This is a genomic window from Acinetobacter sp. S40 (assembly GCF_016624705.1).
Taxonomy (GTDB): Bacteria; Pseudomonadota; Gammaproteobacteria; order Pseudomonadales; family Moraxellaceae; genus Acinetobacter.
The window spans coordinates 419,546-446,545 of record NZ_JACVTU010000002.1 but is presented as its reverse complement, the minus strand read 5'-3'; the positions used below and the strand labels follow the sequence as shown (position 1 = coordinate 446,545).

Below are 27,000 nucleotides of genomic sequence, written 5' to 3'. Positions count from 1 at the left end.
ATGAAACAGCCTTTTCAATTAAAACCTTTAGTCATTGCGCTTGGCATATTTGGGGTGGCTTTTCCCCTCTATGTTTTTGCTGAAGATACACCCCAAAAAACGAATGATGCTGAAAATGATGTCATTACTTTAGAAGATGTCGTGGTGACTGGAGCAAATAAAACACAAACTGTTGTTCCAAATCGTAGAGTGACCTCTATTTATGGAACGGATAGTTCAGTATTGGATACACCACGTGTAGTCTCACAAGTTACAGAACAGCAGTTTCGCGAAGATGTAATTCGTAGTGCCGATGATTTAGTAAAATATGCGCCAAGTATTACTCGAGGTGGAGGGCAAAATGCCAATTTCGCGCCACAAATTCGAGGACAAAACTCAGAAGTATTTCAAGATAGCCAAAGGATTTACAGTACCCGTCATCCGACCAATTTAAATGCTTATGAAGCAGCTGATATTGTGGCAGGACCAACGGGCGTAATTTTCGCCCCGACTTCAGGTTCAGGTGGATATATTAATTACCTCACTAAAAAGCCAAACTTTAATAAAGCAGAAACAACGATTGCTGGTTCAGTGGGTTCCATCTATGAAGGCAAAGGTGCGGAACCTAATTTTTCTGTCAGCATTGATCATACTGCGCCCATTTCTAAAGAACTCGCATTTCGTGTCAGTGCCACAGCTCAAAAAACTGATGATTATTATGACAATGTGAAAAATAACTTTAATGCATTTTATGGGGCCTTGGCTTGGCGACCAGATGACAGCTTACGTGTTGACTGGAACATCAGTTATGATGATTATTACGATTTTAATGTCACGCATGGCTGGAACAGAGCTACCCAACAATCGGTTGACAATGGTTTATATTACAAAGGGAGAGCCACTCCAATTATTCAAAATGGCTCAACTTTCTGGTCGCCAGTATTTGAGTCTGGAGCAGCAAATTCCAAAGTTATTGGTTGGCAAACTCGACAGAAGAATGACAAGAATCAATATATTGCGGTCGGCCCGGTGCAAACAACACCCTTACCCAATTCGACGGCTGATCAGGCAGGAAGCATTAAGGGTTGGGTCTATGATCCATCTATTCCAGGAAATGAACTAGTTAAATTGGATGATAATGTCTCAGGTCGAAGCGAAGATAAAAATAGTGCCAAGCGATTCAGTACCCAATTAAAACTGGTCAAAGATTTAAATGATCATTGGTCTATTTCCAATAGTGCGCTTTATCAAAACAGCAAAGATTTAGGTGATTCGGTTGGGAGTTTCTTTACTGATCTGGAGCATGAACTGTTTGATAACCGGTTTGAGTTTTTGGCTGATTATGACTTTGAGTTATTTGGCATTAATGTCAATAATAAAAGCAGCACTGGGGGAGCGTATCGTCATGAAAAATTCACGTCCTTAGCGGCAAATAATAGTTTTAATATTAATCCCTATGATTTGACCAACGATCCTTCGCAAAAAAATCCGGGGGATCTATTAGGCTTGGTAAATAATAGTTCTTCGACTGGAGGCTGGATTGGACAAGCAGGCGTTCCTCAATATTCTCAATATTTTGGATATTTAAACCTACCCGCAATGTATCCTATCGGTGATGGTTTATATGCGGAAAAGGGGGGCTTTCCTCCTAATGGCGGTGGAGCTGTTTATACGGGAACAGGCTTTTGGGATACATTTAGTGTATTTACTCAGCAAAATTTCACATTTAATGATGTTTTTGGGGTTAATCTTGGGATTAATCATAGTTCTATCAAAGCCAAGCTTGAAAATCCATTGGTGCTGGTACCCGCTGATCTTCGTTCAGATAGTAATGAATATAGTTTGTTGAGTTATCAAGCCAGTGCATTTGTGAAGCCGACAGAAAAGACGACCTTATACTTTACCTATGATAAAAGCACGGCATTAAATACGGGAGTTTTTGGACCATTTTTGATCTGGGGGGCAGGTAATCTACTCAATCCTCTAGCGTTTGATAGCCAAAGCGAACTAAAAGAATTGGGCTTTAAATATGAACCAATCAAAGATCAATTGTTTTTAACACTCAGTGGATTTGAGCAAAAACGTGATTTATCGCCTGATACCAATGGCAATATGGCACGTTTTGAAATTAAAGGAATTGAATCTTCATTACGTTGGCAGTTGCAGAAAAATATTGCGATCGGTGGGAATTTAACTTATTTAGACGCTGAATATAGTTCAATTATTCCTGCTGGCTTTTCACCCTTTGGATTTCATGCAGACAATGCTACGGTTTGGGGAGATAGTAATGCTTTAAATCAGCGTAAAGCGGGACGTTATGATGCGGCTGGAATTCCGAAGTATTCTGCAAGTGCTTATATAGATTACCAACATCAATCTGGTTTTGGTGTGAATCTGTCAGGCTGGTGGACCAGTGATTGGTATACCAATTTAAGCCAGACGGTCAAAGTTCCAAATAATTATAATTTAGATTTGGGGCTATATTATCGCCAACCGCAATGGACAGTAGGCCTAAATATTCTCAATTTGACCAATGAACGCAATTTCGTGAATGGTTTAGCGGGAGCAAATAGTGAGTTTTTACAACCGATGCGTCCACTCACAGTACAGGGACAGTTTAGCTATAAATTTTAAGCAATAGTTTTTTTGATGATTATAGGCCATACCTTTGTATGGCTTTTTTTATTCATTTTTCTCTGAGATATAAAGATCAAATCAACAATGTTGGAATAACAGCAATAAGTTGGGTGAAAATGTTTATCTATCAGCAAAATTTAATAATAAATTTCATTTTTATTTTATAAGTAATTGAAAATATTTAAATAAATTAAATGGCATAGAAGTTGCCAATAGAAGAATAGATTTATTTAAATGGAGTCACCATGTTTAAGGTAACAAAAATTAGGCAGAGTATTTTAACTGCTATGTGGGGGGTAACAGCGAGTGTTTCGACACTGGTTTTGGCAAATGAAGATGTTGATACAGACATTACTACAGAGCAACAGGCTCAAGTCGTTCATGCAAAAGACGTCAAAAAATTAAATGATGTGATCGTAACAGCACAATATCGAGCGCAAAATATTCAAAAAGTTCCCACTGCGATTACCGCAGTTTCAGGCAAAGATTTGGCTGCAAAAGGTTCGACATTTATTGGCGATGTGCTGACGTATACGCCAAATGCTGCTGCAGAGAATCCTGATGGCGATAGTCGCCCACGCTGGTATATTCGTGGTTTAGGAACGGGGGATGTTGCGGCATCGACTGTATTTCCGGTTGGTATTTATGCTGATGGTGTTTACTTGAATGCGCCTGTTGCAGGTGCAGGGGATTTATTTGATCTAGAACGTATTGAAGTATTACGTGGTCCTCAGGGAACACTCTATGGAAAAAATACCACAGCGGGCGCAGTTAATTATATTTCCAAAAAACCGACCTTTTCAGAAAAACCAAATGGCTATGCAACGATTGGTGTAGGTGATTATAACCTGCGTACCTTTGAGGGTGCGGCAAATGGTAAAATCTCAGATAATATTGCAGTACGGGGCGCTTTTTATTCTGAAGATCGTGATGGTTATGCAAAGAATCTGGCCAATGGAGAGGACTATGGAAATGTTGATAAAAAATCGTTTCGCTTCCAGATTTTAGGTAAAGTCAATGATCAATGGAATGCATTGGTCAATTTGCATAGCCAAACCTACAACGGTTTAGGAAGTAATGGTTCCTTAAGTGTTGGGAAATACTGGGGAATCTATGAGCGACCTGATGGTCGTGACACCAATTTAGATTTGGATGAAAGTAATAAAATTCAGCATGATGGAGCATCATTAACGTTAACTGGTGATCTGGGCGGTGGGCATACGTTTACCTCTATCACTGCTTTTGATAAGACCACACAAAAGTCGATTTCAGATGGTGACTATACACCTTATGATGTTGCGCGAAGCTATAGCGACAACGAATGGCGTCAGTACAGCCAAGAGTTTCGGATCTCATCTGATGCAGATAAACGCCTAAGCTGGATTGCAGGTTTCCACTATTTTAACGAAGATTTAGATTCTACGGGCGTCAGTGCGCGTGTAAATAAAACATTGCCTAATGGCGCTGCGTCACAAACAGCATCTACCCCAGCATTTAGAGATATTACTTATAATCAAGCCACGCAAAGTTTTGCTGTATTTGGAAATAGTACTTTTAAATTCACAGATAAATTTAAAGTGACAGGTGGTCTGCGCTGGACAAGCGAAGAAAAAGATATCGATTTAGATCTTACTCAAATTACAACGGGCGACTATACCAAAGGGAGCTGGTGGAAAAAAGAGGGCTATACCAATGCGGTCTATAATCCAACTCCAAATGCTAATGGTTCAACGAGCCGTAAAAAAACTTGGAATGAACTGACCTATGATATTACCCCTGAATATGAGATTACGCCTGATTTGAATAGTTATTTCAGATTTGCACGTGGATTCCGTTCAGGTGGTTTTAATACAGGTTTGTCCAGCAGCCTAACTCAACTTGCGGATGTTAACCCTGAATATTTAAACAGTTACGAACTCGGTTTGAAATCTGCTTTATTGGGTGGGGATTTAGTCGCAAATGCCAATATTTTCTATTATGACTATAAAGATATTCAAACCAATTTATTGGTTGCAACAGAGGGCCAAGGGGGAGGCGTTACTTCAGTTTTAGCCAATGGACCAAAAGCGGAAGTGAAAGGTGCTGAACTAGAGCTTGATTATTTAGCGACGGAAAATCTACGTTTACGTTTCGCGGGGGCTTATTTAGATAGCGAATATACTGACTTTATCGACAAAAATCCTGTGACGAATGTCGTTAATGCTGACAATACCGGGAATAGTTTAGTTCGTTCACCTAAATATACCCTTGGCGTTGGCGGTGAATATACGTTTAACCTGAATAATGGCGCACGTGTGATCGTGGGTACTGATGCAAGTTATCGTGATCGTGAGTTTTTTCTGGTCAATCGCCAAGACTATTCCGTTGATCCGATCTTAAGTCAAAAGTCTTATACCTTGTGGAACGCCAATGTTGGTTATCACAGCGCAAATGACAAATATCAAGTTAATGCATATGTGAAGAATTTACTCAATGAAGAATATCAAGTACATGGTCGTCCAAATGGTCCAGTAGGACAATACGTTTTAACATATGGAAACCCGCGTCAGGTTGGTGTTTCTCTTACAGCTAAATTCTAAGTGATACGGAGAACCTCATGGGAATTGAATTTTTTACGCGTTTACCTTTGCATGGCGAAGCTGAATTTCTAGCAGGCGATCCACGCAATCGTGGTGATTGGACGCGTGTGTCTGGTGTGGAAAATACAGGAGCTGTATCCAATTACCAAGTGGGTGATGATTTCACTTATATTGATTATTTGGGGCAAGTGGCACGTGCAGCAGAAATTAATGGTTTTGCAGGTGCTTTGATGGTCAATGCACCTACAGGTGAAGAACCTTGGACAGTTTGCTCGCTATTGGCCAGAGAAACCAAACGGCTGAATTTTGTGACGGCATTTCAGCCTTATCACTTTAGTCCATATAATGCAGTGCAAAGTGCGGCCACCTATCAACGTGCAACAGGTAATCGTCTTGTATGGAATATTATTAATGGTGGATCTGAGGTGATTCAGCGTCAGGTTGGAGATGTTACACCTCATGATGATCGTTATATCCGCGCGACTGAATTTCTGGATGTGGTAAAAGGGTATTGGTACAACGAATCATTTCATTATCAAGGTAAATATTATTCTGCCGAGGGCGGTGGATTAAAATATCCGCTCAATAAAGCTGAGTTACCCATTATTTGTACCGCAGGCTCTTCAGAAGCTGCCAGAGAATTCGGTGCAAAGCATGCGGATTATTATTTAATGCGTGCTGAAAAGCCAAGCGAAATTGCAGCACTGATTAATGATGTCCGTCAACGTGCTGCGAAATATGGTCGTGACAAGATCAAATTTGGTTTATCCATTGACACGATTGCCCGCCGTACCGAACAAGAGGCTTTGGCCGAGGCACAACGTTATTTGGATGAAGCTGCTGAAAAACAGCGTTTACATGCATCTGCTGCCCATGCAGGATTACGATCTGCACGTGTATTAAGTTTTGAAAAAGAATATACAGATAAAGCGGGAAGTAAAAATGTGCATGACTTCTTTATCCACCCCAATGTTTGGTCTGGTTTTGGCTATATTGGCATTCCACCAGGCGTAGCATTGGTTGGTAGCTATCAGCAGATTATTGAACGGATCCAAGAATATAACAGTATTGGGATCGATTTGTTCTTCTTGGCAGGTTATCCGCACTTGGAAGAAGCGTATCGATTGGGAGAACATGTTTTGCCTTACTTTAAAAATCAACGTCAGGCCTTACAGCGTCTTCCAGAAGAGTCAAAATATCGAATTGCATAAAATCGTATTTAAAATTTTAACCCAAGGCTTTGCCTGAAAGCTTTGGGTTATTTTCACAATCCTTGTATCTAACAGTATGTCGCTGCTGCACATTGTTATTATGGTGACACAGAATTCATACTCATGGCGTTCAACATTACAGCAATTTTCTATTCCTCAAAAGGTTTCATGCGGGTGCTTGTCAATGGATCGCGACCCATTGCTCAAGAATATCTTTGTAGGGTTTAATAAAATTTTCTTCAGTCCATTTGCCTTGCTTAACTGCCAACTGTCCACGTTCCACACGATCATAGACAATTTGCGTTAATGAGTAATCAGGATATTCTAGGCTGGCCTGATACACTTGAGCCGCTGTTGAATTGGCATTATAAATTTCGGGACGATAAATCTTCTGAAACGTTTCCATTATGCTAATCGCACTCATCAGTTCAAGATCAGTATAATCACGCAATAAATCCCCCGAAAAATAGAAGGCGAGCGGTGCTACGCTGCCTTTTGGCATAAAATAACGTACCTGTAATCCCATTTTGTGAAAATATTCATCGGTACGTGAATATTCATTTTGTCTATATTCAACACCTAAAACAGTATGTTGGTTGGCTGTGCGCTGATACGTTTTTGTCGTAGAAACACTCAAACAAATAACAGGCTGTTTATTGAACTGAGATTTAAATGCATCTGAGTTCACTAAATATTGATAAAGTTTGCCGTGCAAATCACCAAAACCTTCTGGCGCATAGGATGTAGAGTTATTTTTATTACATGCTTTAAGCAGCACACTAAAATCATAGTCCCGCACATAAGATGAAAAACTGTTGCCAATCATGCCATCAATAAGCTGATTGGTGTGATGATCAGTAATCGTACTTTTAAGCATTTCAATGGCTGGGAAAGCTTTGCCATTATCCTCAACATCTAAATTTACTGAAATAATATCAATTTCAAGCGAATAACGATCCCTTTGAGGATTATCAAAATCTGCTAATGCATTAAAACGATTATTAATCATTTGAAGTGTATTCAGTAGATTCTGTTTGCGACGTTCACCACGCGCTAAATTAGCAAAATTAGTCGTCAGGCGTGTGCTATCTGCAGGTTGATAGTTTTCATCAAAACGAATGCATTTAATTGAACAGGTAAATGTTTTATTCATTGTCATTTGCTCCCCAAATTTTTGAGATAAACCTTAATTTCTTTATGGGTTTAATTTATATCCGAATCACTACATGAATAAAAACGATTTTCTTTCACCAAAAGATGAGTGAAATTCATGTTTGAAAATTTGATTAGGATGAATAAAGGTATATTTTTAAAAGTCTCAAAAATGCGCAGAAAATAAGATTTATAAAATTATCAAGCTAAGTATAAACACGACTATTGTCTGAAATTGACAACATCTTCAAAATGGAATACCCATCTTGCTTCTTAAATATCGCAGTAATATTTAACAGATTAAAAGTAGTCGATACTCATTATCCCTTTCAACAGGCGCTCTGTGAACACAAGCTAAGACCTGTTGTGTGGGATGATCTACGGCGAGCCGCCAAAGATGTCCTGAGCCTAAATTCACTGGTGTTGAATTAGGTTTAGGCTGATAGTGCAGATCAAAGAAATGGTCTTTCAGAAATATTTCAAATTCATCTTCTGTACCAACATGTAGCTTTTTGAGTTTTTCTCTAATCTCTGGAATTAAAATCTTTTGATCAACCTGATGATGCGGGAGAATATCGCTTGCAGGGCCATGATAGGTGCATAAAAACGTATCTGTTTCGATGGGTGAGCGATCAACATGATATGAATAGACATCTGTTGAAATGAAATCTAGCTCTTCATCTCGTTCATAGCTTTTAAGTAGATTAAGAGAAGGCGATGCTCCAAAATCAGTTAGTAGCTGAATATCCTGGAGAATAATTTCTCTCGCCAGATTGCCTTTTTCTGAGAGTTTTAGTACTGCAAGATCTTCAATAGAAACTTCAGTAATATTTTCTTTTAATCGGAGTTTAGCCACAATTTCTTTAAAATCCCCCACCAAATCTCTATGCCAGCAAATGGCATTCGTATTTCCTTGAAAGCGAGTGTTTACTAGCTCAGAAAAACTCGAAACATGTCTATAATGGTGATTATGGGGAAATGTGTTGTTCATACAAGAATGAAAAAATCATGAAGTCAGCATGATAATACATGCTTGGTGTTATACATATATTGTATTTCAATTTTGCAGTACGTTTATTTGATTCGATTGAGGTTCTATCCAATACGCAAGGATAATGATCGAGTATGGCGCCAAAATGTGAATTCGACTTAGATCAGTTAGAAGTTTATATCGTAAATCACAAGAATTTTAGGTTCATGGTAATTTATTAAGATTTACTTTAATTAGTGCTTGACTTATTTAAATGATAATTATTATCATTTGTGTGTTTATTGTTTTGAGTCCCATTATTGTGAACAAAACTTCTTTACTTGTAGATCAGTTATATAGAACTCACCAAACTTGGCTTCACCAATGGTTGAGACAAAAAATAGGAAATGCTGATCAGGCCTCAGATCTGGTTCAAGATACATTTATTAAACTACTCCAAACACGAGACGAGTTATTTGGTATTAAAGAACCTCGTGCTTATCTAACTTCGATTGCTAAAAATTTACTCATTGATCAAGTGCGTCGTAAACGCATAGAACAAGCCTATTTAGAAGGCTTGAGCCAAATGGAATATATATTTGAAGAGGTGGCCTCGCCTGAAGATAAAATGCAGATTATTCAGGCAATTAATCAACTTTGTAAAGCTCTTGAAACTGTATCTGTAAAAGCACAACAAGCCTTTATTTTGCACTATATGGAAGGTTTTACCCATAAAGAAATTGCTGCACGTTTAAATGTCTCCACTAAAATGATTCAAAAATATTTGGCGAGCTGCTTAATTCAATGCTATCAAATCCGTCGAGATATGGATGCCTGTATTTAAATGTCAATAAATAAAAATAGTCATCAAAAGCTTGTTGAAGAAGCCGCGAATTGGATTGTTCAATTGAGTTCTGATGATGAACGCTGTCGAAAACAGGCTAAGTTAAAATTTGAGGTCTGGAAAAAAACCAGTGAGCAGCACCACCAAGTTGCTACGGATATCGAGCAATGTATAGGAACTGTTCAAAAAATATCTCAAAATACAGGCCATAAAAAAGTAGCCAAAGTTGCACTTAAGGCAGGTTTGGAATCAAGTAAAGCCTATAAATATTTACGTGCTGGAACTGCTTTTGCAGTTGTATTTGTGAGCATAAGCGGGGTTTTATTTTATTTAACTGATACCACAGTGGCCTATATAACTGCTGATGTGAAAGGACGATCGGGGCAGTGGACAGAGCAAAGCTTACCAGATGGTTCGCATCTAATCTTACGGGGTAAAAGTGCAGTTAATCTGAAGTTTAGCAATAATCAAAGAGTGGTGGAATTGGTACAAGGACAAATCTATGTCGATGTTGCTAAAGATAAAAACCGACCGTTTCTGGTAACAACTACACATGGAAAAATTCAGGCATTAGGCACAGCATTCAGTGTAAATTATGACCCTGCGGCAACTGAATTAAAAATGTTGCATTCCCGTGTAAAAGTAGCAGCGACACAAGTTAAACATGCCCAACAGCAATCAATTTATCAAGCTATTGTGCATGCGGGACAGGCCGTAAAAATAGATAAAAATGGAATACAAAAACGTCCTGAATTGAATATTTATAACGAGCAGCAAAAATGGAAAAAGCATCAATTAATGGTGGAAAATCTCCCGCTTAATCAAGTGTTACACGAGTTGGATAAGAACTATAAAGGCAAGATTATTTTTAATGACCTAGATCTACAACAAGTACGAGTAAATGCCGTATTACCTTTAGACCAAACACAAGAATCACTTAAGCTTTTAGTCACGGTTTTTCCAAATTTGAAAATTAAACAGATCACTCCTTATGTAATCATTGTTTCTCTAAAGCAATAAAAAAATAATTTTTTTAAAATTTTAGGTTCCACTTTTTTTCGAGGCATTCGTCATAGTAAGTAGAAGCAATAAATATGGATCATTTTGAAACATTATATTGAATGATTCTTATTACGATTTACTGGGGCGGGGCTAATGATAGAAGTGAAAACAGGCAAAATAAGGAATGGATCGATTTTTCGATTTTCAACACTTGCATTTGCCATACATGCTGTGTCGATGAGTGGGCTAATAGCTTTACCTTTACAACAGGTTTATGCAGAAACAACTCGGGTTAAAAATTATAATATTCCTTCAGGCAGTCTGGCGAATGTACTGAATCAATTTGCAGAACAATCTGATACTTCAATTGCAATGGATGCTCAGCAACTGCAACAGCGAAAGAGTCTTGGGTTAAAAGGCAACTATGCGGTAGAGCAAGGGTTTGAGGAAATATTAAAACAAACCGAGTTTGATGTTATAAAAGTCGGACAAGGTTATACACTGATCAAAAAAACTTTAGCGAGTACTGTTCCACCCAAAACTCAAACAACTGCCGAGACTTCAAGCAGTACGGCAATCAATGAAGATGCCTCAGTGCGTTTGACACCGATTGTGGTGTATGGCAACGAAGATCGTGATACAGCAGGTTATAACAAAGTCTATGATGCAAATCATTCTTCTGTTTATGCGGGGAAAGATTACGTAGAACGTTTTAAGGGGACTAACCCTGCCGATGTTTTGCAAGGTATGGTAGGAGTCTATAGTGGTGATGCCCGTAACAGCGGGGCTTTGGATCCGAGTGTGCGTGGCGTACAAGGGGTTGGTCGTGTACCTCTAACTATTGATGGTACAGAACAGTCAATAGCGGTGTGGCGTGGTTATAATGGAGTAAATAACCGAAACTATATCGATCCGAATTTAATCGCTGGTATAGAAGTCATTAAAGGGCCTTCACTAGAGCGTAATACCACAACCTCTGTTGGAGGGGGCGTGGTGGTTAAAACTCTTGAGGCCGATGATATTGTCCGTCCAGGTCAGTCTTTTGGCGCGGAGTTAAAGGTAGAAGGTTCCACCAATTCAATTGATCCGTCATTGCCAGACATGAGTAAAATTGGCAAGAACTATAATGATACTGTGCCTTGGATTGAGATGAATGGCGCAAAGTATGACCCTGATATTTACAAAAAGAACCGAACCAAAAATGATAATTCTACCTTTTCTGGCGATGATTTAGCGGGGCGGTTGGCAATTGCAACCAAGCAAGATCAATTCGATTTATTAGCAGTTTATGCTGTTCGTGAACGGGGTAACTATTTTTCGGGTACACATGGCGCAGGGTATTATAAAAGAGCAACACCAGACAATAGCCTCGATTTTATTCCTTACTTTGCCTATGCTTATCAACCTGGCGATGAAGTTCCCAATACTTCAAGTCATATGGAATCTTGGCTATTAAAAGGAACGTATCGACCAACCGATGACCAGACACTTAAACTTACTTATCGGGATACCAAAAATATTTTTGGCGAAATTATGCCCTCTCGGATTGTTTGGGGCGTTACATCAGACTTAGGTGTTCCTCAATGGCCTTTAAGCAATATTCACTCTAAAGCATATAGTCTTGAGTATAAATTCAAACCTGAAAATAATCGCTGGGTTGATTTCTATGCCAATATTTGGCAAACCGACACTGAAAGCCAGACATATACACGTGGTGGGTGGCCCACTACAATTGACTATCGTGATAACACTATTATTAACACTGCATTCAGTCATTCGGATAATACGCGTAAAGGCATTACAGTAAGTAATAAAACACGTTTGTTAGAGCAGCTTGATTTAACATTGGGCGGAAGTTTCTTAAAAGAAAAACTGACCTCTGATGATATATATGGAGAATACGGTCCAAGTTATTCACTTTATCAGGCCTTGCCTCGAGCAGGACGTCGTGAAGAAAAAACCTTCGATTTTAATTTTAATTATAGACCAGTGTCTTGGTTAAGTCTTGATGCAGGAATGCGTTATCGCTCATATTGGGCATTTGATGATTTTTTAAATAATTCTTTGCAAAGCGAGATTGATCCAACTTTAAATCCGCTATTTACCAAAAAAACTAAGCTTAAAGAATATACCTTTGAATATCAAACCATGCCAGAGAGTTACACCTCGACTCAACAGCGCTTAATTAATGTTTTAAAACAACGTTACGCCACAAAAAATCCAGAATGGGATGGGCAGTTAGACACCGTTCCTGCAACAGAAAGCACTTTATATAATGTGATCTGGTCCCAGAAAAATACGCTGAGCTGGAAAGCGGATGCCAATGGTAATTTGTCGCTGGCAGATAATCCATTAAACCAGCTCAATGCATTGGGACAAAAGTACGTGGTGACTGGCGGTAATTTCATGTCAGTGGTAGATCAGATTCCAGTTGAATCTGCTGAAAAAGTTAAAGATAGTGGCTGGGCGCCGCAATTAGGTGCTTCAATTCACTTAACCCCCAATAGCAGAATCTATGCGCGTTATGCAGAAGAATATCGCTTACCGAGTTTGTTTGAAAGCACTGTGGGTTTCTCAGCCATGTTGCCCTATCAGACAATCAAACCTGAACATGCCTTTAACTATGAATTGGGATATGTCTATGACTTGCGTAATTGGCTGAGTACAGCGCGTAATGCCGATATTAAGCTGGCTTATTACTATAACAAAACTAAAAATGTCATTGAGCGTGACCAGAATCTTATTTTTACCAATATGGATGAGCAAAAACTCTCAGGCCTAGAATTACAAAGTCGTTTTGATAATGGCGGCTTTTTCACAGACCTGAGTGTGGCGTATAACCTAAAAAATGAAGTATGTGATACCAATAGTGCCATTAACAAAATGATTTTGGGCGGTACGGTTCAAACTGAACAAGGTTTAGCGTTTCGTGAACCCTATCAACGCTGTGTCGATGACGGTTTTCCAAATGGTTATTTGGTCACAATGGCAACACCAGAGCTGAGTTTTCACGGTTTACTGGGTGCGCGTTTTTTTGACGAAAAGCTTGAACTTGGCGCCCGTGCAACATTTTATAAAGCCTATGAAAGCCCATTACGTAAAAACAATGATGCAAGCGTCAACAAAGGTTATTACCTCAACGTGCCTTTGGCTTGGGATGATACGTGGATTTTTGATGCTTATGCCCGTTATCAGGTCGATGACTATAACACCGTTGAATTTGTAGGCAGCAATCTTTCTAACCAATTTTACATTGATCCTTTAACTCGTAGTGCAATGGCCGCACCGGGCCGAACACTGAAAGTCAGTTGGACTACCAAATTTTAAGCAGAATTTGATTCCCTCTATACATATATAAAAGGGGAATCGGATAACGGTAAATAATATTGAATGATTATTATTTACAAATTCACCTGAGTAGGACTCTCTCTAAACCTACTCAATAAACTAAAAATAGCGAAATCGTTATTTTAATTTAAACAATAACTTAGTCTTATAAAAGATGGAGTAACAATAAATGAAAATCTCTCAATTATTCTTAGGTCTTGTTGCGTGTTCAGCGATGTTTGCTCAGGCCGGTATTGATGGCATTTCGAGTAATGAAAGCAACATCAAAATCGGTGCTGCTGCCAATGCAAGTCATCCAGGCGGTGTAGCCGCGGTATCTGTACAGGCCGCTAGTGCGCCATACAATGCTTTTACTGGCTTTAGTTCGCTAAAAGGTTTAGCTCAAGCTTTTGCGGCTCAAGGTACAAGCAATACCAATGTCACTGTTGGCACAAAAACATTTAATATTTCGCATATTCCTGTATCGGCAATGCCACCTTCACACAGTGCTTTAGGTAATTTTAACTTTGGTCAGGTGGGTACGCAGGAAGTTTATTTTGGGGAATGGTGGAAAGCAGGCGATACACCTGCAAGTGCAAGCCATACGGTTTATTATGCGGGTGATAACACCAATACCAGTGTACCGACGACTGGTACTGCAACCTATACTGTTGCAGGTATTAACGGTTCAGCAACTAACCTGTTAAGTGGTAATTTTACCGCGAACTATGGAGCTGGCACACTCGCAGGTACGCTTACAGGAACAGGCACGGCTGTTTCATCATTAAGCTTGGATGGTGTGACATTTAACCCCGGTACTGCTGCCTTTGCTGGTCTAGCAACGGCTAATGGTACGTCTGGTTTAGATAACACGGGTGTGGTTCAAGGTCAATTCTTTGGTGCAAATGCTGCTGCTTTAGCAGGTATTGCTCAGTTTGATAACGTATCTTACAACACTGCATTTGGTGGTGCTAAAAACTAATTAAGGTAAAAGGAATCTACGTATGTAGATTCTTTTTTAGAGTTTTTGCTTTGTCGCCGTCGGTTTATTGTTTTATGAAACGAACACTTTTGTGCTGTCTAGCTTTATTGAATTGTCGATGTTTATATGCTGATGACGAGACACAATTTCGTCTTAATCAAAGTCTGGATCAGCGACTTTTACAAGAACAACGACAGTTTCATGAACAGGGAACAATTCGCAGCACTGATCCATTACCTCCACTTCAAATTAATGGACAAGAATATCGTGTTGAGCAAAACCCGAATGATCTTGCCAAAGCTTTATATTTGGCTGTCATGCAAAAACAGTGGGGCAAAGTCACGATTTATCTGGAACACTATAAAAAATATGTTGACTATGATCGAGCTTTGACAGACTTTGCCGAAGGGGCTGTTGCACGATCTCAAGGGCAACTAAAATGGGCTGAATTAAAATTTCAAAGCAGTCTTAATCAACAACCTAATAATTTGATTTGTGAACTTGAGTTAGCGCGTGTGCTGTTTGAACAACAAAAAAATAAGGAAGCAGCACGCCTTTTTATTTCTATCCAAAACAAACTAAAACAAAGCGACCCTTCAGTGATTCCATTGGGGGTTTTAAAAACAGTTAATACATTTTTGCAGGCGCTGGATCAGCGAGATTCATGGCAAGGTTCCGTCGCAGTTGGATATACCTATGCCACCAATTTAAATAGCTCGTCTGAACAAAGTAAAACTTGGACGCTCTATAGTACGGATGGTAAAGGTAACATTATTCCAATTCAGGAAATCACGCGTGGTAGTCCGAAGGCTGAGTCAGCAATGGGTCTAGATTATGAAGCAACGCTTATGAAACGATTTGCAATTCAGAATCATCATGGTTTGACTTTACGTGCGCTGGTTTTTGGACAGTCTTATAAAGACAATACTGCTTTTAATGAATCTACAATCAATATCAATGCAGGCTATAGCTACTTTGATTTAAAAAATCAAATTGGAGTCGCTCCTTTGTTTGAACAAAAGCGATATGGCAATGATGGTCTGTACAATGCTTGGGGTTTGCGCGCTGAATGGATGCATTTTATTTCAGCAGATAAAGCATTTAAATTTGAAGTCGAATCCAAAGATTTAAATTATCAGAAATATACGACATTAGATGGAATAGAAAGCTCGATCTTTGCCACCTTCTGGAAAATTCTTCCTAATCAGTGGACTGTTTTTGGTGGATTGGATGTGCTCGATCATTCAACCCAAGAAAAATATATGGCTGCTTATCAACAACAAGGCATTCGTCTGGGATTAACTAAATCTTGGAATACGGGTTTCAATACCACCTTATTAAGTTCTTATCGTTGGCGTCAGTTTGATAAATACACGGAAACTTTCCTGGCACGACGCCATGATTTTGAACAGAATTATACTTTTGTACTGCAAATGCCACGCTTGGCGTTTTATGGTATGACTCCAAATTTAACCTATCGCTATAACCATAATAAAAGCAATGTGGATTGGCTCTATTCCTACGATAAACACAATATTAGTCTCAAACTTGAGCATCGTTTTTAGGGATAAATCATGAAATCAAAATCTTTATTCCCTGTGCATGAGTCCATTCTAAAATTCACTTTAGTGCTACCGTCAAAGCCTTCTTTTAAGTGGCTAATAGTTACTTTTGTGATGGGTATACATGTGTTTGTTGTTTGGATATTTAGTCATTTAATTGAACCCTATACCTTTACAGCATCCCCCAAAATAGATGCATTAAAAGTAAGTTTTATATCGCTGTCGACGACTAATGACCCTTCTCCTGAGCAGAGTGCAAAAAAACACATTGAACATCCTCTAATACCTCAAGCTGTTTCAATAGAATCAGCGTCTAATGTGCATCAAAAGCAGGAGATTACATCTACCAGTCATCCAAGATTAGTCACAAAAACTGCTTCTCAAAAGATTCCTGAAAAGAATTTAAGTAAAGAGCCATCTGGGAAATTGAACCCTCATTTACAAGATATAGCATCTCATCAATTGCAGCAGAATGCAGACAGGTTACACGCCAATATAGATAAACAGTTTAGCCCTACAGACATGCAATCCATGCTAAGAGAAGATGGATCTGAAAGCACCAAAAATCAAATAAAAAATGGGGGAGTCAAAGCAGTTGCGACACAACAAGAATATTCTAAAGCTCCTGCCACGCAAGCTGAACCTGATGACATTATTCAGGTGAGTACTGTTGATGTATTGAGTTTTGGCCAGCTTAACTATGATGATCGAGAACTACAACAAAAAAATCGTTGGGTTGAACTTCGGCTTCGTATTAATGCAAAAGGACAACCCATTGACGTCCAATTGCGTCAAAGTTCTGGCATTAATAGCCTTGATGAACGAGTGATGCAAGCGGCACGTCAAGCAAGATTTAAACCGCATAAAATTAACGGTCAAGCTAAGACCGTTGTCGTGGATTTTCCAGTCCAACTAAAACTCAGCCGGGATCGTTAGCCGATGAGCAATATCCATTTCTCAGGAGAAAAAAATGATGAATTTGTCTAAAGAACAGATTATTAACAATAGTTTATCTTTACGCTTAAAACAGGAAACTGCTGCTGAGCATGAACGTATGCATCAGTTAATGGCACAGGCAAACGTATTTTCAAATAAAGAAAAATATGCGCAATTTACCCTATCTCAATACTACTTTCAGCGTGAAATTGAGCATCTTTTTGAAAAAGAGGGTGTCGCAGAATTGATTCCGGATCTTGATATTCGTGGTCGATCAAAACAAGCCCTTGCTGACTTAAATGATTTAGATATTCAACCTTTTGGACAGCAGCTCCAAAGTGAGTATGTGCAATTACCAGAAGCTTTGGGCTGGATTTATGTCTCTGAAGGTTCAACTTTAGGTGCCGCTTTTTTATTTAAGGAAGCACAAAAACATCTTGGGTTCTCTGAAACTTTTGCTGCGCGTAATCTGGCTGCTTATCCTGAAGGGCGCGCTAAAGTTTGGAAGCGATTTGTGCAAGCATTAGATGAAACGGGCTTCGATCAAATTGAACAAGATCGTGTAATTCAAGGGGCTTTAGATGCATTTGGATATTTTGGCAAAGCACTTGTTCAACTTGATGAATTGAAATAATCCGAATTGTATAAAGGCTTACCCAGTATGGAAAAAATAGATCAGTCAGACGTGATTGTAAGTCAAGAACAGCCACCATCATCCGCTCGTTCAGCTACGAAATTGGCTCGTTCTGCTTGGGCACGCTGGATCTTTATTGGTTTGGCCTGGCTATGTATCGCACTTGCTATATTGGGTGTTTTTATTCCAGGGTTACCTACGGTTGATTTTATAATTTTGGCCGTTTTCTTTGCTGCACGTGGGTCTGAAAAACTTCATCAATGGTTTCAAAACCAGCGGTATATTGGCCCCATTATTCAGGAATGGCAACAAAATCGCCGTATTCCTCAAAAAGCCAAATACATCTCGACAGTGAGCATGAGTTTAGCTGCGGGGCTGATGATCTGGACTATTCCACATCCTTGGTTTGTCTACCCCGCAATTTTGTGTATGGCTGGAGTATTAGGGTGGATGTGGCTTAAAAAATAACTTTTCTCACGATTTTATTGGGTAAAAATTATTCATATTAAGAGTGTGTGGTGAATTTTTTAATTCTGATAAATAGTTGGACTTGGTTCATGTCGATTGAGTTATCGCTAAGCTCGCCTAAGAGAAGATTAAATTAAACAATATGAGGATGAGAACATTCTCCAAAGTTTCATTAAAAGAAGTAGCAATAAAATGGGTGTTTTATAAGCTGATTACTGTACAGGTTATGTTAGAATAGCAAGTTGACAAATATATATAAATTTTTTTAAAAAAAGCCTACAATCCATACTTTCTATATGGATTAATTCAGTTAAACTCAAGCGAATTCATTTTAGAATAAAAATTGCTTTTATTATTTCCTGTTATTAAAGGAAGCTTTCCCCCATGTTTGATTCTGGAGTTTGCATGAGTAAAGAATCATCCACTTTAGTGAATGCTGAAGAAAAGATGTTGTCTCATGATACTGAAACAACACTAGAACACGTGATTAGTATCATTCCCCAACTCATTCATTGGTTGATCAGATCGGGTATTGGGTATACAGAATTTGCGACAGGCCTTAAAGCATTGTTTTATAATGAAGCAATAAAGGAATTAGATCGTATTCAACAAAAAAAAACAGATTCTGCAATCAGTTTATTATCGGGATTGAATAGGCGAGATGTAAGAGCATTTTGCCAAACCTACGGTGAGTATATTCTGGTCGACGAATCCCATTTACAACTTCCTATTAGCGTACCTGCACGTGTAGTAGGAGCTTGGATTCATCAAAAGTTACCTCTCGCACTTCCTTTTCAGGGAGCAGAAAATAGTTTTGAAGCTTTGGTTCGACAAATTTCTTCTGAAAAACACCCTAAATCAATATTATTGGAATTAAAACGTTTGGGTATCGTCATTGAAGAAAATCAGCAGGTGGTGCTTCAGCAAACCAGTTTCACACCTGATCCAAAAGTTGATGAAAGTAAACAAATTTTTTCCCAAAATGTTTCTGATCATTTATCAGCTGGCATACGAAATCTGACTGAAAATACCAATTTTTTAGAGCAAGCGATCTTTGCTGATGAACTGTCGCAGGAATCTATTGAAAAATTGACTCAATTAAGCGGAGACCTCTGGAATTTAATGTCAAAAGCGCTTGTGTCTGCTGCAATTGATTATTGTAAAAACGATGAAAATTCACCTGATGCGAATAAACGTTTCAGGTTGGGCGTTTATCAATATGATGAATGATATAGATATAATGAATGCCAGTAATAATGAACAATTAGTTTCTGACTTTGTCAGTATTTCTTCTGGTCTTGCCTATTTTATCTAGACCTCTCCATAAAATTGCATAAGAAATTTGATAACCAAATTTTTGTTCAAATGGTTTTAGCAACTCCTCAATTTTTGTAAAAGGTGTTGTCTCTACAAATTGTTTAAAGTCTTCAAGATTTTTAATAGAAAATGGACGCCCTTGTTTGACCACAGGAAGTGGTTCTAGCGCATGTGTTTCTTTCTCAAGTTTAATCCAGCCATCTAGCGTTGATCTGGCGATACCGAATTGCTTGCAAACATTCGATTTGTGTCCAGTCTGGTAATAAAGGGCCATGACTTTTTTTCGAAGATCTAATGAATAGGCATGCATAAAGCAGATTAATATTCCTTTGTATTTATATCGGTCCTTTATTGATTGAAATACAAAAAATAAAGAAGTATGGATTGAGCATGGTGGCTCACTTGAACGTTGTTGCAGGAAATCTATCACTTAATTTTATAAATGTCTATATTGAACATATTTATGAAAAATATTTTTTAATTATGCTGATTAAAGTAGGGTAACTTTTAAAAGATTTTTATTTTTATTTATTAAATACAAGTAATTATATGGCTTTATTTTTAAATCATTCCTTTCATTAGAACTATTGCGAAACAATGGTGTCTATGTTAATTTTTATTAATGTGCAAATTACACATTAAATATTGGTTTTGATGATGCGTTCCTCATAATAAACATCCGCTGGAAACGTATTTATAGAAAACCATTATTTATCAATAGCATAATTTATATGAAGAAGGATCATGTAATGATTAAAACGTTTCCACTATCAGTACTTACACTTGCGTTAATGACAACAAATTTATATGCCGCTCAAACCAATATTGGTACAGGGAATACGGCGAGTGGTCCAAATACTACCGTCGTGGGTACAGATAATAACGCCGCTGATACAACTGTAATTGGTAACAATAACAATGTGACTGGGGGGCTAGGCTTTGTTGGAGGGAATAATAATACGGTTGAGGGTAACTATAATGTTGCGCTAGGTTCGGGCAATACAACTCAACAAGACAAGAATATTGCGATTGGTAATGACAATACGACGGCTGGCGCGGCCAATATCGCCATTGGTAACAATGTAAGTACTACGGATAGCAGTACTATTGCAGTGGGTAATAATTCACAGGCCAGTGGTAATCAGGCAAGTGCTTTCGGTGATAGCACTGTAGCAAATGGTAAAGCAGCGACTGCGGTAGGTGCCGGTGCAGAAGCAACAGGTGATTGGACAGTAGCGTTAGGTGCTGGTGCCGCAGCTACTCAAGATAATGCAATTGCTTTAGGTGCTTCAACCAAAGCTGAAAGTAAAGATTCAATTGCACTGGGAACAGGTGCACAGGCGACTGCTGACGGTGCCGTTGCATTTGGTGCAGGTGCACAGGCAACTGCAAAAAATTCGGTTGCAATTGGTGCAGGTACCATCGCCGATGAAGAAAATACAGTCGCAATGGGTGACCGTCGTGTTACACAGGTTGCTGACGGTATTCGTGATAATGACGCGGTCAATGTTAAACAGCTAAATGATGCTCTGGCGAATGTTGATACCACGCCAAGTGAAGAATTTAAAACTGAAATACAAGGCAAAATTGATAACGAAGCTCAAATCCGTGCGGATGCAGACACAGCGCTACAGACCAATATCGATAATGAAGCGCAGGCACGTGCTGATGGTGATGCAGCAGAAACCGCTGCTCGTACTACTGCCATTAATAGTGAGGCTCAAGCACGTGTTGTTGGAGATGCAGCAGAAGCCGCTGCCCGTACTACAGCCATCAATAATGAAGCTCAGGCACGTATTGCGGGTGATGCAGCAGAAGCCGCTGCACGTACTACAGCGATCAATAATGAAGCTCAAGCACGTATTGCGGGTGATGCAGCAGAAGCTCAGGCTCGTGCTGATGCAGATTTAGCATTAGGTCAGCGTATTGATGTTGAAGCTGCAACACGCACCTCAGAAGTCAAACGTCTGGATGGTCGTATTGATCATATTAATCATCGTCTGGATGATGTTGAAACGACTGCAAATCGTGGTGTTGCGATTGCTCTTGCTGCTCAACAAGCGATTCCAAGCATTCAGCCTGGTCAGGTCGCAGTATTTGGTGGAGCAGGCTATTACGAAGGTGAAGCTGCGGGTGCACTTGGTGTAGTAACTTCATTTAGCAATCGTTTCTCAGGTAGTGGTGCAGTGGGTGTAGCCGATGGTGGAAAATTTGGTGCGCGCGCTGGCGTAGCTTATGTCCTCGGGGGGAACTAAGTCAGATTTAGTCGATATAAATCGCTAAGTAAGATTTAGTCATAATAAAAGGACAATCAAATGAAAAAAACGTTTCAATTATCAGTCATAGCAGCAGCATTGATGACAAGCAATCTGTATGCAGCACAGACTATTCAGGGTCCTACTGGAGCTGGTACAGGAAGCAACACTGCTACTGGTTCAAATGCCATTGCGATTGGGCAGGGTAATGATGTAGGCGATAGCACCAGTATAGGTTATTTCAACAATGCAACTGGCGACAATAGTTTTGTTGCGGGGAGTATCAATAATACGACTGCGGGCAATAACTCGATTGCTGTAGGCTACGATGCACGTGTTCTTAACGATAGCAATACGAGTATAGCGATTGGTACTGACGTTGATGTACTTGCATCCAATAGTGTGTTGATTGGAAATGACACTTCGATGCAGGGAGCAAATGCGACCGGTATTGGTAACAATAATTATGTCAACGGTGACAACTCCACCAGTTTAGGACAATTGTCATGGGCAACCGCTACTAATGCAACTTCAATTGGTACGGAGTCATGGGCAAACGCCGAGAATACGACATCATTGGGCTATAACGTAGAGTTAGGTCAGGAAAATGCCACAGGAATCGGCTGGCAGGCTGATGCCGTGAAAGACGCAACCAGTATTGGTTATAACTCGAATGCATTACTGACGGGCACTGCAGTCTTAGGTTCAAATACTGTGGCTAACGACGCAAATTCGGTTGCTCTGGGCTATAACTCTGACACCTACGATTTGCTCGGCGACAGTAATGGTGTGGTTACAGTAGGTACGGTTGAGGGCGTACTCGATAGTGATGGCACTAAAACCCGAAAGATTACACAGGTTGCCAATGGTATTAATGATACAGATGCCATTAATATTTCACAGTTAAATAGTGCGGTTAGCAATCTGGGTGTAAATCAGGAATTTTTAGATAATGTAGATGGATTGATCAGTAATGAAGCACAAATTCGTGCAACTGCTGATACCACTTTGCAAACCAATTTAGATGATGAAGCCGCTCAACGAGCACAGGCTGATACCGACCAAGCCGCGGCACGTACTGCAGCCATCAATACAGAAGCTCAGGCACGTATTGACGCAGATGCAGCAGAAACAGCAGCACGTACCACCGCGATCAATAATGAAGCAGATGCACGTGTTGCTGGTGATGCAGCAGAAGCAGCAGCCCGCACCACGGCAATCAATAACGAAACTCAGGCCAGAATTGCAGGAGATGCGGCGGAAGCACAAACCCGTTCAAATGCGGATATCGCCTTGGGACAACGCATTGATACACAAACAGCAACACGTGTCGCCGAAGTGAGTCGTTTGGATGGTCGTATTGATCAGGCAAATCGTCGTCTAGATGATATAGAGCGAACTGCTTATCGTGGTGTTGCCATTGCTCTGGCAGCACAGCAAGCAATTCCGAATATCCGTCCGGGACAAATCGCAGTATTTGCTGGGGTTGGGCATTATGAAGGGGAAACAGCAGGTTCAGTTGGCGTAGCTACTTCATTTATTTCTAATCGAATTTCTTTAAGTGGTTCTGTTGGTTTTGCTGGAGGAAATGAGGTCGGTAGTCGTATTGGCTTGACTTATCTTTGGTAAGTTTCTTCAACTTTGGGCAGATATAAAAACAAACAAAAGAATCTGATCTTTAATTTCCTATTATCTTAAAGATCAGATGGTTTTCATTTTTCCTCTTCGGTTGTTCTTTATGCTGCATAGAGAACAACCTTTTTTTAAGAAAAAAACTAAAGCTTTCGCGCGCTTTTGCCATCGGCTTGATAGCAATTCCTGTTAAAATGCTGAGAAATAAATACTGAGAAATAAATACTGAATTTTGGTGATAGGGTGGGGATCGTCAAATTTTCAGCAACAAAGTTAAAAGGAGAGAACTTTGGCGGTACATTCAGGTTATAAACTGTTTTGGGGTTGCATAAGTATACTGATGTTATCGGGTTGTGGAGAGGAAAGCCAAAACTTTAGCGTTGGTGTAAGTCTAGGTGGTACAGGGACAGGTACTGTTTCTACGCCCAGACCAGATATTATTCCTAACCCGACGGAGGATGATGTGCTTTATGCTTTGGCCTATCCTGATCCGGTTACACAGTATTGCAATGGCATGGAACGGACGATCCAGTTTGTGAGGCACTATGCTCCCTTTACTCCCATGATGCAGGGGGATCGTATGGATCTTCTGTCTATCAATCATTCATTAAAAGTACGATATAAGTTGCAGGTAATTGTTAAAAATACAACTTCCTCCAAAATGTATGAATATATTGATAGTTGTAATTCCGCGTTTCAATTGACGGGTACTCAAACAGAAAAAAATACAAAAACTAATGAGTGTTTAAATGATGAAACTGTAAATGAGTATCAACCGAATGAGACTCGAACTTATTATTATACCTTTAACCTACCTAATATTTTGCAGAACTGGACAGCGAGTTATCATTCCCAATATTCCAGCCAATTATATGCGTCTTCTTATGAAGAAGATAATTTAGCGAATAGATCGCAGTGTAGTCCCTTAACGTCTATTTTATTAATTGATGCTTATCCATCTTCAATGGATAGCGCACCTAAAACAAATACAGAAGACAATTCAGAAAATGAGTCCAATTCAGTGGATGAAAGTTCACAGCAGACAGCATCTGATCCTCTTCCACAGTTTGGGGCATTTGGTCTGGATGATGGGTTATAAATGGCTCAAATGTGTAAGTAAAATAAATCAGCTCGTTTAATGAAAAACGCTGTGTCATGAGTCAAGATCATTGGTTCTGTGTAGGGGTTTTAAAATGGTCTTTATAGACATAATGAGCTGAAATTTTTTGATAAGGGGATTTATGGCGTTTACATTTGTTAATTTAATCCATTGAATTGAAGTTATAAATTATTGTTATTAAATGTCTTCTTACATTTTAAATCTCGACAAAACAGTGGTCAATACGTAATGATTCTGCCAACTCTATAAGAGAAGGAATTTGAATGATTTCATGGTTATTTGTGAGTTTAGTGATAACAATCCTGTTGACACCAGGACCAACCAATACACTTCTTGCATCATCAGGAATTGAGTCTGGTCTGAAAAAGTCACTGAAGCTTATACCCGCTGAAGCCACAGGTTATTTGATTGCCATTTCGTTATGGGGAATTTTGATTGACTCCATTGCAGATAGTTTTCCGTTGATTCCACCCGTAATGAAATTATTAAGTGCAACATACATTATTTTTCTGGCCTTAAAACTTTGGAAAACTTCGACTGTTGATACGACTCTGGATCAGCCCCTCATTACAGTTAAAGCATTATTTTGTGCAACATTGTTGAATCCAAAGGCTCTTTTATTCGCGTCTGCGATTTTTCCGGCTTCAAGCTGGTCATCCACACATAATTATGTCATTCATATGGGAACATTTTTGGCGTTAATCCTTCCAATAGCCATGTTCTGGATATTCATTGGATCTATTTTAGTTTCTAACCGCATTTCATGGTTGAATCAGAAAAATCTAAAACGTACAGCTTCATTGGTACTGGTTAGTTTTTCTATACCCTTGAGTTATTCGGCTCTTACTTCGTTTTAAATGAATTTAAGTATTTAAAACGTTAATTTGCCCAAAAAACCACAAGTAAAAAATTGTGGTTTTTTTTGTCAAAATTTTAAAGGTTTGCGATTAACTTTTGTCGAGTCTCGGATTTCATTCAGCAATCAACCTTATCGATATGATTTAACTATAAAACATATCGCAAGCCATCCGCTGAGTGAACATATGATGAATCGTATGCTTCTCCTTAGTTATATGCTCGTTCATTATGATCAGAAATATCCAAACCCTGTTCTTCTTGTTCTTTACTTACACGAAGCCCAACGGTCAGTGCGATTATTTTAAAAATAACCCAAGTTAAGATGGCACTATAAGCAACGGTCACTAAAATACTCAATATTTGTGCAAAGATCTGCTGTCCAAATTGTAAATCAGTGATATTGCCACCAAGACTTGGAGAAGCAAATATACCTGTTAGGATACAACCGATCATTCCACCGATGCCGTGTAATGCAAAAACATCCAATGAATCATCAATATTGAGCAAACGTTTTAGACGGGTAACTGCATAAAAACACCCTATGCCCGTGAGCAAACCAATGGTAGCTGCTCCAAATACGCCTACATAAGCAGCGGCTGGCGTTATCCCTACTAATCCAGCAATTGCTCCAGAAGCTAGTCCGAGTGAGGAAACATGGGTGTCTAAAAATTTTTCTACAATCATCCATCCGACAATACCAGCACAAGCAGCAATCTGTGTATTAATCAGAATCAGGCCTGCACTGTTATTGGCAGCAAGAGCTGAGCCGACATTGAAGCCGAACCAGCCAGCCCAGAGTAGACCAGCGCCAATGAATGTGTATACAAGATTATGAGGGGCAATACTTTGGGTTTTCCAGTCTTTACGTTTTCCCACCATGATTGCCCCGACCAGAGCTGCTACACCTGCATTGATATGCACGGCAGTTCCACCAGCAAAATCAAGTACGCCCCAGTTGTGCATGGCTGAACCAGGACCACCCCAAACCATATGAGCCATGGGTGCATATACCAGTATGGTCCATAGAATTGCAAAAATGACCATCGCACTGAATTTCATTCGTTCAGCAAAACCACCCACTACAATAGCAGGGGTAATCATGGCAAACGTCATACCAAATACAGAAGTTACAAACTCTGGAATATCACCTACCAAAGATTGATCAGTTATACCTTTCATAAAAGCTTTGTCGAACCCACCAATGAAGCTGGATAGATTAAACACACCTTCTTTCATACCACTACTATCTACAATCATGCTGTAAACAAAACTGATCCAGAGCAAACCCACAATGCCAGCAAAAGCAAAGAACTGGGTGCAAATAGACAAGACATTTTTACTACGAATCATGCCACCATAAAATAATGCCAGACCGGGAATAAACATGATCATGACAAATACAATGGAGGTCATAACCCATGCAGTAGAAGTTTGATTGAGTGTTGCATCAGCTGCATAAGTGATAGGCATGAATAACAACATTGTCATGAAAGCAGCCATAAAACGAAAAATCATGATCGATTCTCCAGAACTAA

Annotated in this window: 20 protein-coding genes; 16 read left to right on the top strand and 4 right to left on the bottom strand. The window is 39.3% G+C overall.

Annotated elements, in window-relative coordinates; genetic code table 11:
* From IAE19_RS04680 to IAE19_RS04665, 3 genes are all read left to right on the top strand, one after another.
* Positions 1-2,613 (top strand): TonB-dependent receptor, encoded by a 2,613-nt coding sequence (locus tag IAE19_RS04680; protein WP_200459764.1) that lies wholly within the window; start codon positions 1-3, stop codon positions 2,611-2,613.
* 248 nt (positions 2,614-2,861) lie between these two features.
* On the top strand, positions 2,862-5,195 hold the full coding sequence (locus IAE19_RS04670; RefSeq protein ID WP_227612189.1) for a TonB-dependent receptor: 2,334 nt from the start codon (positions 2,862-2,864) through the stop codon (positions 5,193-5,195).
* 17 nt (positions 5,196-5,212) lie between these two features.
* Positions 5,213-6,406, top strand: coding sequence for an LLM class flavin-dependent oxidoreductase (locus IAE19_RS04665; protein WP_200459763.1), 1,194 nt, complete (start codon positions 5,213-5,215; stop codon positions 6,404-6,406).
* Between the two features lie 181 nt (positions 6,407-6,587).
* Here the strand turns inward: IAE19_RS04665 and IAE19_RS04660 are convergent, their stop codons facing one another.
* Together IAE19_RS04660 and IAE19_RS04655 are read right to left on the bottom strand one after the other, a co-directional pair.
* Positions 6,588-7,559, bottom strand: a complete 972-nt coding sequence (locus IAE19_RS04660; RefSeq protein WP_200459762.1) for a putative oxygenase MesX — start codon at positions 7,557-7,559, stop codon at positions 6,588-6,590.
* A 291-nt stretch (positions 7,560-7,850) separates the two neighbouring features.
* A complete protein-coding gene (locus IAE19_RS04655; RefSeq protein ID WP_200459761.1) occupies positions 7,851-8,549 on the bottom strand; it encodes a DUF1826 domain-containing protein in 699 nt (232 codons plus the stop codon).
* Between the two features lie 301 nt (positions 8,550-8,850).
* Between IAE19_RS04655 and IAE19_RS04650 the strand changes: the two genes are divergently transcribed.
* The 9 genes from IAE19_RS04650 (at position 8,851) to IAE19_RS04610 (ending at position 19,513) form a co-directional block, all read left to right on the top strand.
* Entirely contained in the window at positions 8,851-9,372 is a 522-nt protein-coding gene (locus IAE19_RS04650; RefSeq protein ID WP_200459760.1) for a sigma-70 family RNA polymerase sigma factor, read from the top strand.
* Positions 9,373-10,392 carry a FecR family protein gene (locus IAE19_RS04645; RefSeq protein ID WP_200459759.1) on the top strand — a complete coding sequence of 340 codons (1,020 nt, stop codon included), beginning with the start codon at positions 9,373-9,375 and terminating at the stop codon, positions 10,390-10,392. It abuts the gene before it with no gap.
* Between the two features lie 135 nt (positions 10,393-10,527).
* Entirely contained in the window at positions 10,528-13,701 is a 3,174-nt protein-coding gene (locus IAE19_RS04640) for a TonB-dependent receptor (protein WP_320159409.1), read from the top strand.
* Positions 13,702-13,891: 190 nt separating this feature from the next.
* The gene (locus tag IAE19_RS04635) at positions 13,892-14,683 is read left to right on the top strand and encodes a Slam-dependent surface lipoprotein (protein WP_200459758.1); all 792 of its coding nucleotides are present in this window, start codon (positions 13,892-13,894) and stop codon (positions 14,681-14,683) included.
* Between the two features lie 74 nt (positions 14,684-14,757).
* Positions 14,758-16,248, top strand: coding sequence for a surface lipoprotein assembly modifier (locus IAE19_RS04630; protein ID WP_200459757.1), 1,491 nt, complete (start codon positions 14,758-14,760; stop codon positions 16,246-16,248).
* 9 nt (positions 16,249-16,257) lie between these two features.
* Positions 16,258-17,181 carry an energy transducer TonB gene (locus IAE19_RS04625; protein ID WP_200459756.1) on the top strand — a complete coding sequence of 308 codons (924 nt, stop codon included), beginning with the start codon at positions 16,258-16,260 and terminating at the stop codon, positions 17,179-17,181.
* A gap of 34 nt (positions 17,182-17,215) precedes the next feature.
* Positions 17,216-17,815, top strand: a complete 600-nt coding sequence (locus IAE19_RS04620) for a biliverdin-producing heme oxygenase (protein WP_200459755.1) — start codon at positions 17,216-17,218, stop codon at positions 17,813-17,815.
* 27 nt (positions 17,816-17,842) lie between these two features.
* Positions 17,843-18,283 (top strand): YbaN family protein, encoded by a 441-nt coding sequence (locus IAE19_RS04615; protein WP_200459754.1) that lies wholly within the window; start codon positions 17,843-17,845, stop codon positions 18,281-18,283.
* A 405-nt stretch (positions 18,284-18,688) separates the two neighbouring features.
* On the top strand, positions 18,689-19,513 hold the full coding sequence (locus IAE19_RS04610; protein ID WP_200459753.1) for a hypothetical protein: 825 nt from the start codon (positions 18,689-18,691) through the stop codon (positions 19,511-19,513).
* A 34-nt stretch (positions 19,514-19,547) separates the two neighbouring features.
* Here the strand turns inward: IAE19_RS04610 and IAE19_RS04605 are convergent, their stop codons facing one another.
* Positions 19,548-19,910: an IS630 transposase-related protein gene (locus IAE19_RS04605; protein WP_200459752.1), complete on the bottom strand. Its 363-nt coding sequence runs from the start codon at positions 19,908-19,910 to the stop codon at positions 19,548-19,550.
* Positions 19,911-20,349: 439 nt separating this feature from the next.
* Between IAE19_RS04605 and IAE19_RS04600 the strand changes: the two genes are divergently transcribed.
* From IAE19_RS04600 to IAE19_RS04585, 4 genes are all read left to right on the top strand, one after another.
* Positions 20,350-21,855 (top strand): YadA-like family protein, encoded by a 1,506-nt coding sequence (locus IAE19_RS04600; protein ID WP_200459751.1) that lies wholly within the window; start codon positions 20,350-20,352, stop codon positions 21,853-21,855.
* A 60-nt stretch (positions 21,856-21,915) separates the two neighbouring features.
* The gene (locus tag IAE19_RS04595; protein WP_200459750.1) at positions 21,916-23,484 is read left to right on the top strand and encodes a YadA-like family protein; all 1,569 of its coding nucleotides are present in this window, start codon (positions 21,916-21,918) and stop codon (positions 23,482-23,484) included.
* A 343-nt stretch (positions 23,485-23,827) separates the two neighbouring features.
* On the top strand, positions 23,828-24,586 hold the full coding sequence (locus IAE19_RS04590) for a hypothetical protein (RefSeq protein ID WP_200459857.1): 759 nt from the start codon (positions 23,828-23,830) through the stop codon (positions 24,584-24,586).
* Positions 24,587-24,870: 284 nt separating this feature from the next.
* Positions 24,871-25,464, top strand: coding sequence for a LysE family translocator (locus tag IAE19_RS04585; protein WP_200459749.1), 594 nt, complete (start codon positions 24,871-24,873; stop codon positions 25,462-25,464).
* Between the two features lie 208 nt (positions 25,465-25,672).
* Here the strand turns inward: IAE19_RS04585 and IAE19_RS04580 are convergent, their stop codons facing one another.
* Positions 25,673-26,980, bottom strand: coding sequence for an ammonium transporter (locus tag IAE19_RS04580; protein ID WP_227612187.1), 1,308 nt, complete (start codon positions 26,978-26,980; stop codon positions 25,673-25,675).
* Positions 26,981-27,000: the final 20 nt, after the last annotated feature.